This window comes from Flavobacterium sp., from assembly GCF_043778725.1.
In the GTDB taxonomy this organism is placed as follows: Bacteria; Bacteroidota; Bacteroidia; order Flavobacteriales; family Flavobacteriaceae; genus Flavobacterium.
On record NZ_JAYWFT010000152.1, the window covers coordinates 1 to 8,398 of the forward strand.

At 30.7% G+C, this 8,398-nt stretch carries 7 protein-coding genes; 6 read left to right on the forward strand and 1 reads right to left on the reverse strand.

Features of this window, described 5'->3' with window-relative positions; all coding sequences use genetic code 11:
* Positions 1–191 precede the first annotated feature (191 nt).
* The 5 genes from ACH2CG_RS14025 (at position 192) to ACH2CG_RS14045 (ending at position 3,556) form a co-directional block, all read left to right on the forward strand.
* A complete protein-coding gene (locus ACH2CG_RS14025; RefSeq protein ID WP_395066270.1) occupies positions 192–797 on the forward strand; it encodes a Crp/Fnr family transcriptional regulator in 606 nt (201 codons plus the stop codon).
* A 109-nt stretch (positions 798–906) separates the two neighbouring features.
* The gene (locus ACH2CG_RS14030) at positions 907–1,473 is read left to right on the forward strand and encodes an ester cyclase (protein WP_395066272.1); all 567 of its coding nucleotides are present in this window, start codon (positions 907–909) and stop codon (positions 1,471–1,473) included.
* Between the two features lie 28 nt (positions 1,474–1,501).
* The gene (locus ACH2CG_RS14035) at positions 1,502–2,137 is read left to right on the forward strand and encodes an NADPH-dependent F420 reductase (protein WP_395066282.1); all 636 of its coding nucleotides are present in this window, start codon (positions 1,502–1,504) and stop codon (positions 2,135–2,137) included.
* A gap of 76 nt (positions 2,138–2,213) precedes the next feature.
* The gene (locus tag ACH2CG_RS14040) at positions 2,214–3,029 is read left to right on the forward strand and encodes an alpha/beta fold hydrolase (protein ID WP_395066274.1); all 816 of its coding nucleotides are present in this window, start codon (positions 2,214–2,216) and stop codon (positions 3,027–3,029) included.
* 134 nt (positions 3,030–3,163) lie between these two features.
* Positions 3,164–3,556 (forward strand): hypothetical protein, encoded by a 393-nt coding sequence (locus tag ACH2CG_RS14045; protein ID WP_395066276.1) that lies wholly within the window; start codon positions 3,164–3,166, stop codon positions 3,554–3,556.
* 52 nt (positions 3,557–3,608) lie between these two features.
* Here ACH2CG_RS14045 and ACH2CG_RS14050 read toward each other — a convergent pair whose 3' ends face one another.
* Positions 3,609–6,083, reverse strand: a complete 2,475-nt coding sequence (locus ACH2CG_RS14050; protein ID WP_395066278.1) for an ice-binding family protein — start codon at positions 6,081–6,083, stop codon at positions 3,609–3,611.
* Between the two features lie 604 nt (positions 6,084–6,687).
* Between ACH2CG_RS14050 and ACH2CG_RS14055 the strand changes: the two genes are divergently transcribed.
* A partial coding sequence (locus ACH2CG_RS14055) for an SPFH domain-containing protein (protein WP_395066280.1) occupies positions 6,688–8,398 on the forward strand: 1,711 nt, incomplete at its 3' end.

Sequence of the window (8,398 nt, forward strand, 5' to 3'; positions counted from 1 at the left end):
TAATTTTATGCAATCTTCTTTAAATGCATAATCATATTTAACTTTTCTTTCCATAAAAAATGCCCCAAATAGTGTCTAACTTTTTGGGGCATGTCCAAACTTGGAGTTTTTTTTATACATTTGATATGAAGTAAAATTTTTATTTAGTTTATAATTATTAAATAACTATTAAATTTGAGTACAAAAGAAAAATGAACGAAGAAGAGTTATTACAAACACAAGTACAACCACTTATAGACTATTTTCAACAATTGTTACCTTTAAATAAAAGCGAGAAGCAATTGGTTGTAAACCTATTTAAACCAAGACTTTATAGAAAGCGACAATATGTTCTACAAGATACAGATTTGTGTAATCAATTTAACTTTGTCGTACGCGGTTGCTTAAAAATGTACAAAATTGATGGTAAAGGAAACATGCATATTATACAATTTGCATCAGAAAATTGGTGGATTTCTGATATTGGTAGTTTTTATGGAAGAACACCATCTGAATTAAATATTGATGCATTTGAAGACACAATGGTATTACAAATTAGTTATGATAATTTAATTGCATTATACGGACAAGCTCCTAAATTTCAAAGAATATTTCGGGTTCTCATAGAAAATAGCTTTATTTCGCTTCAAAAAAGATTACTTCAAAATATTAGTTCAACTGCAGAAGAACGATATGAAGCATTTTTGGAAACCTATACTTTACTAAATAATCGTTTGCCTCAAACACTTGTTGCCTCTTTTTTAGGTATTACTCCCGAATTTTTAAGTCGGTTACGCAAAAAAAGAATAAACGCATAGACTTAACCTAGATCAATATAATTTCTTGATATAGTTCATTGGATAGCACTTGCTTTCTGTTGCAACTTTGCAATGTCAATATGACATAAAATAAAAGAAATTTAAAGAAATGAAAAAATTAAAAATATTGAAACTAATGTTAATCTTATCTATTTGCCTAGGATTTACTAATAAATCGATTGGTCAAACTAAGAAATCTGTAGTATTATTACAAAAGCAAATAAAAGAACTAACAGCACAAAATGAAATTATCAAAAGAAATTTAGCGACTTTTGACACATTAGATTATGAGGTTTTTAGTAATGAAGAATGGGAAAGATTGCATGAAAGTCATGGTAAAAATATTAAAGTTAATTGGCCTGACGGACATATAACAATTGGAATTGAAAAACATATTGAAGATCTAAAAGCAATGTTCTTTTATGCGCCTAATACACGAATTAAACAACATCCAATACGTTTCGGATCAGGAAATTATACTGCTGTTGCAGGTGTAATGGAAGGAACTTTTACCAAACCTATGCCTATTGGTGATGGCAAATTTATTGAACCAACAGGTAAAAGTTTTGTGTTACCAATGGCAACTATTGGCGTTTGGAAAGATGGAGTGATGATTGAAGAATACCTATATTGGGACAACCAAACCTTCATGAATCAATTGGGTTTAGGAAAATAATTTAATAAATTATAAAAATGAAACTAAAATTGCAATTATTGGACTTGGTGCCATAGGAAAAGCTGTAGCACTAAATTTAGTAAAAGGTAATCGTGAAGTAATTTTAGCATCAAGAGAAATTGAAACTGCAACTACTTTTTCTTTAAGCTTAGGGAAATTAACAGAAGCAATGACTATTGAAAATGCTATATCTGTAGCCGATATTATTATTCCCACAATAGCATTTGATGCTGAAAAAGAATTTGTACATAAATATGCAGATGAGCTGAGAGATAAAATAATTATTGATGTCTCTAACCCTATTGCACCTGATGGAAATGGAGGTTTCAAAAAAATAATTGAAAACAATTTGTCATCGGGATTGATTCTATCTTCGATAATAGGAAATAACGCAAAAATTGTTAAAACTTTTGGTACACTTGGAGCAAATTCGTTAATGAGTGCATCACATAATACACCAGAATTTTATACAATGTTCTATGCGAATGACCATATAGAAATTGAAGAAATTATTGAAGAATTAATTAAAGATAGCGGTTATGATGCACTAAAAATTGGTGGTATAAATCAATCTATTCGCATAGAAGTATTTGGTGACTTGCATGAATTTGGCGCATTAGGAAAAACCGTTAATCTTACAGAAGCTAAAACAAAAATTCAATAATTATATTTTTAATGTTTAATTTATAGACTAAATGAAAAACTTATACTACTTACTTGTTATATTTTTTGTTTTTAACATGAATAGCAATGCCCAAATGCGCTGCTTTTTGCAAAAAGAAACGACCAACACATCTGCTATTCCTTATGGAAACAATGCCAAAGCTGGACATTATGTAACCGTAGATAATACAAAAATATATTATGAAATTTATGGAAAAGGAGAACCATTTGTATTACTTCATGGTGGTATAAACGGCTCTACTTATGAAATGAAATCATTTATAGATAGCCTTTCTAAAAAATATCAAGTAATTGCCATTTCAACCAGAGGTCACGGAAAATCAGAAATAGGTACTATAGATCATACTTACAAGCAGAAAGCAAATGACGCTCTAGCTGTTATAAATAAAGTAACAAAAGATAGCGTAATAGTTTTGGGCTTTAGTGATGGCGGATATACTGGTTATCAATTGGCAAGTTTATTTCCTCAAAAAGTAAAAAAGATGATAATAATTGGTGCTGCCCAACATTCTTTAGGAACTCCAAAAATTAACTTTAATGTAGCGCAAGCAATGCAGATGGACAGTCTCTATTGGAAACAGCAACTATCTATAATGCCCGAACCTAAGAGATTACAAGAAATGTTTGATAAAGTTATTGACGAATATAACAACCATCTTGTTGTTGATAAAAATGTGTTAGAAACCATTAAATGTCCGGTATTGTTAATGGCTGGAGATCATGATTTTTATGTTACAATAGATAATATTTCAAATGCTTATAAAATGATTCCAAAAGCACAATTAAGTATTATTCCAAATAGTGGTCATACAGCTTTTATCCAAAAATTTGATGTTGTTTGGACTGCCGTAAATTCTTTTCTAAACGAATGACAAATAGCAATATAATGACCCAATAAAAAAATATTTTTTATAAAATAATCAACAGATTTAAAAAAAAACTAAACTTCAAGGAAACTTGGAGTTTTTTTATACATTTGAATTTAAATTATTTAAACCCTTAAATCATGAACTTTATAAAAATCATTTTGTCATTAATTTTGATTCTAACCGTATCTAATTCTATAGCACAAAAAACCAATTCTGATAAAATTATTGGTTGTTGGGAAATAACTAAATTTGAATTCACACCAGCAAATAATAATTCGGCAGCGCTTATAAAAGATGCGCTACATGCTGTTGTATGTTTTAATTCTAAAGGTACTTTTACTTCGCAAAAAGCAAATGATAAAACTATCATTAATGGCAAATTTAATCTATCTACAGACGGAACTACTTTATTTCAAAGCAGTGAAGCACAAAATGAAGCAACGGAAGAAGATGCAAAAATAGAACTACTAGACGATAGACATTTAATCTTAAAAACTGAGTATTTTATTATGAGTTTTGATAAAATATAAAAAAGCCCTTTTCAATTAAAAAAAGAGCTTCATTTTTATAAAATTTTAAAATCTAGTTAATTACTTTTTTAGTAGTGATTTCATTATCGATTGAAGTAACTTGAACTACATATACATTGTTTTTAATATTCATTGCTAATGTGAATTGAGTAGCATTAATATTTTCTTTATCCATTAACAATCTTCCTGTTATATCATAAATCTTTATTTTTGACATCATTTTATTTCCAGAATTTATTACCAGATTTGAGTTTTGATTGTAAATGATAATTTGGTTTGGATTATTATTTTGATCCAGATTTGAAAGCTGATTTTGATACAACAACTCAAAACGACTATTAAAAACTCCTGACAAAGTTGTAAATGTATAACTACTTGTTTTTAAATTGGTTATAATTCCGTTAGTTGTATCTCTTAAATAGATGTCTTGTCCATCAGAAAAAAGTCCGTCAAAATGATTTAGCGAAATTGTATAAGTAGTTGCAACATCCGATTTAAATCCTAAAGCTACAACATCATTTGCATTAAATGGTAATGTTCTGCCTTGAATAGAAAATTCTTCGTTACCAATAATTGATGTAAATGCCGTTTGAATATCATTAAAAAATCGTCCATCAATAGCATTGTCAATTCCAGTTGTTGCACCATTCATATAGGCAATCATTTGTTGTCCGAAAAATCCATTTGTAGAAGAAATATCCAACCAAATTCTACTTTTATCATTGACAGATTTTAATAACGGAGAATTTATAGCAGCAACTCGCATTGCATTATTAAATGTTATTGATGTAGAAGTTGCTTTAACAATAAAACCTTGACCAACTGGAATTATAGTTCCAGGAGCTAAATTTAAAGGATCACCACCAGAGTTGGAAACACCGCCAGCTAAAGTATATGTTGCATAAGTACTCGTATTAGAATTATTGGTTTTTCTCCAAAAATACATTGCTTCACTAATATTATTTTGTGTCATAAACATAGTTGCATCGACTCCAGATGGATATGGATTTCCAATAGCATTATAAGTATTATTTGTTACTGTAAGATTTACACTTCCATTGTTAGGAATTCCAGAAAAAGTACCATTCCATATTGAAGGTGTTATTGAATGATTGTTGGGCATACGAATTAAGAACGAGGAACCAATAGAAAAAGGTGTCGTTGATGGTGATGCAATAGTATTGTAAAGATTTAAAATTGAATCATAACTATAAAATCTATTTGCCATTGTAGACATAGAAAAAGCTTGTAATAGTTGATTAGCAACAGGTGACGACCATAAAATATAATCTAATCTATTTAATGCAGATGTAGTTTTTTCTACAAGTATTGCGCCAACATTTTGTGCAGAAGATGATTGAATTAAATTAGCATTATTTTTTAGTTTAAAACTACTTCCACTATCAACAGTTAATGCGCCATTTAAAAAAACTGTTGTACCAGAAACTACAATGAAATTTGCGCCATTAGAAACCTTTAAAGTACAGGCTGTAAAATTACTAATTGGAGAAAAATTTGCAGTTATAATTGCAGCTTTTGAATCGGATGGCAAACCATTACTCCATGAAATTCCATCCCAAGTAGTTGCTGCAATTGCTATTGTGCATGTTGATGAAAATGCCGAATTATTTACGCAACCATTATTTTGAATAACAGCTCTAAAATATGTTGTTTCGTTTAAAATACCAATAGAATTTCCTGATAAAACAGCTAAATTTGAAACAATATCTATTGGATTTAAAAAAGTTGGATTGTTAGCTTTTTGCCATTTTAAAACTTGAGCTGTGTTTCCAGTTAAAATTAAATCTGACGGTAAAGTACCTATACAAATTGCTTGATCCATTAAAACTATTCCGCCAACAACAGCTTCTGTTTCTACTCCAACATTGGTTACAGTCGTTCCATATACTGATACTGCACCAGTTGTAGAATACATTCTTCCATGAAGGCTTCCTTGATCACCCATAGAAATTGCACCATTATTTGCAATAAGAGTTCCATACATTGTAGTTGATGCTGCCATTGCTATTGCACCATCGGCTATCCAAAAAACATTTGCAGGATTAGCACCATTTGTTAAAATAATTGAAGAACTAGCGCTTGTTGTAAATGCACCACCAAACTTAAATATAAAAATAGCGTTAGGATTTCCTTGACCGTCCAAAATAAGATTTCCTACAACAGAACCAGCTGCACCAATAGAATAGACTCCACTAGTAATAATTTCACCCAATCCAAAAACTGGTGCATGATTAGTATTAGTAGCCACTGAATTATATAATTGATTGTAAGCAGAAATCAAATCGGAACTTGCATTGGAAGTAATAGAATTAGAAACATAAAAGTTTCCGTTTACAACCGTTGGTGTTACAAATCCAGTTATAACGCCAGTATTTGTTCCCATATCGCCAGTAATTGAAGATATTCCTGTATTTCCGACTGCGCCACTTATTGTATAAAGAGCAAAATTGGATGCGCTACCAAAGTTAGGCACGCATTGAGCTGATGTTACATTTATAAAAAACAATAACAGTACTGTGCAAATTGATTTGCACAAGAGTAATAAAGAAATTTTCAAGTTGTAGATTAGATTTTATTAAGAAAATAAAGGTGAGTTTGGGAAATTAACAATTGTTTATGTAATTGTCGATTCGTGCAAATCTAGACCACACATTATCATATAAAATTAATATAATAGTTAATTAATTTTTATTTAAATTAAATAAGCGCTGTTGTTGCCATACGATTGATTTGTCAATAAATTTCTACAAAAATAAGTGTAAGAAAAACAACACACTTATTAAAAATTAGCGTAGTAATAAATACAAATTATAGATAAACAAAATATTTTTACAGCTACTAAAGGTATTTTATTGATATATAATTAATTACAATTTTGTAAAAATAATTATGTTAAAAATTTGTAACATTTAATCAAGTGCTTCGTATAATTAGAGATTTTAAAATGGAAATTATTCTAAAATGACACAAAAGCGTGTTGTAATTTCAAAACTGAATTCAAATCATTCAAAACCGATTGAATTTAAAGTAAAAAAAATGAATTTACTACCAATTTTTCAATACTACTCTATAAGAAATCAACATTTATTTAACCAATAATTTATAATAAAATGACAACAATTTTTGATTTTTGGTGGATATTTTTAATAATTCTATCCATAGTTCTTTACAAATTTGTTTTAAGAGTTTTCTTCGGTATGGTAATCGTTCCCGAAGATAAAATTGGTTTAGTTACCAAGAAATTCGTTCTTTTTGGAACCGATAAATCGTTACCTGACAGTCGAATTATTGCAACTAAAGGCGAAGCTGGTTTTCAAGCACAAACATTAGCACCAGGATTATATTGGGCGAAATGGATTTGGCAATATTCTGTAGATATGACATCTTTTACAATTATTCCGGAAGGAAAAATTGGATTGATTTTAAGTAAAGACGGTAAAGAAATTCCAACTGGTAGAATTCTTGCCCGAAAAGTTCCAAGTGATAACTTTCAAGATGCCGAGGCTTTCCTAAATAATGGTGGACAAAAAGGTCGCCAAACAGCTTTTATCACAACTGGTTCATACAGAATTAACACATTTATTTTTGAAATTATAATTGTAGATCAAGTAAAAATTTACGAAAACATGATCGGAATTGTAACTGCTCTTGATGGAGATCCAATACCAGACGGACAAATTGCTGGTAAAAACGTTTCTAATCACAATAATTTTCAAGATTTTGATATGTTTCTTGAAGCAGGCGGAAATCGTGGATTGCAACCTCAAGTAATGTTGGCCGGATCGTATTACATCAATTCTTGGGCAATTCAAATAGAACAAAATCCTATGACAGATGTGCCTATTGGTTATGTAGGCGTTGTAATTTCTTATATAGGTGAAGACGGATTAGACGTTACAGGTGAGCATTTTAAACACGGTAATATTGTTTCTAAAGGGCAACGTGGTGTATGGATGGAACCACTTGGGCCAGGAAAATATGCTTTAAATAAATATACAACCAAACTAGAATCGGTGCCAACAACAAATCTAGTTTTAAATTGGGCTGATGCTAGAAGTGAATCTCATAATTTAGACCACAATTTATCTACAATTACGGTACGTTCTAAAGATGGTTTTCCGTTCAATTTAGATGTTTCACAAATTATTCATGTTCCGGCAAACGAAGCGCCAAAGGTTATTGCACGTTTTGGAAGCATGACCAACTTAGTTTCGCAAGTTCTTGAGCCAACAATTGGTAACTATTTTAGAAATTCGGCTCAAGAAAGTGATGTTATTTCGTTTTTAAGTACGCGTAAAGAACGTCAAGAATCGGCTAAAAATCACATTAAAGTGGTTTTGGACGAATATAATGTAAATGCTGTTGATACTTTAATTGGTGATATTGTTCCGCCAGATTCGTTGATGAAAACTTTAACCGATAGAAAATTGGCCGAAGAAGAGCAAAAAACCTATCAAACGCAAAGAATGGCGCAAGAACAACGTCAAGGAATGGAGAAAGAAACTGCCATTGCAGATATGCAGAAAGAAATTGTAAAAGCATCACAAAGTGTTGAAATTGCTCAAAGAACAGCTGATGCAACCGTTAAAAAAGCCGAAGGTGATGCAACAAGTTTAAAATTAAATGTAAATGCCGAAGCCGAAGCTACTAAAATGAGAGCCAATGCCGAAGCAGAAGCAACTAAAGCAAGAGCTGGAGCACAAGCGGAAGCAACAAAATTAAATGCAAGTGCCGAAGCAGAGAAAATCTCAAAAACAGGTTTGGCCGAAGCTGAAAAAATTATGGCAATTGGTAAATCGACTGCCGAAGCATATCAGTTAC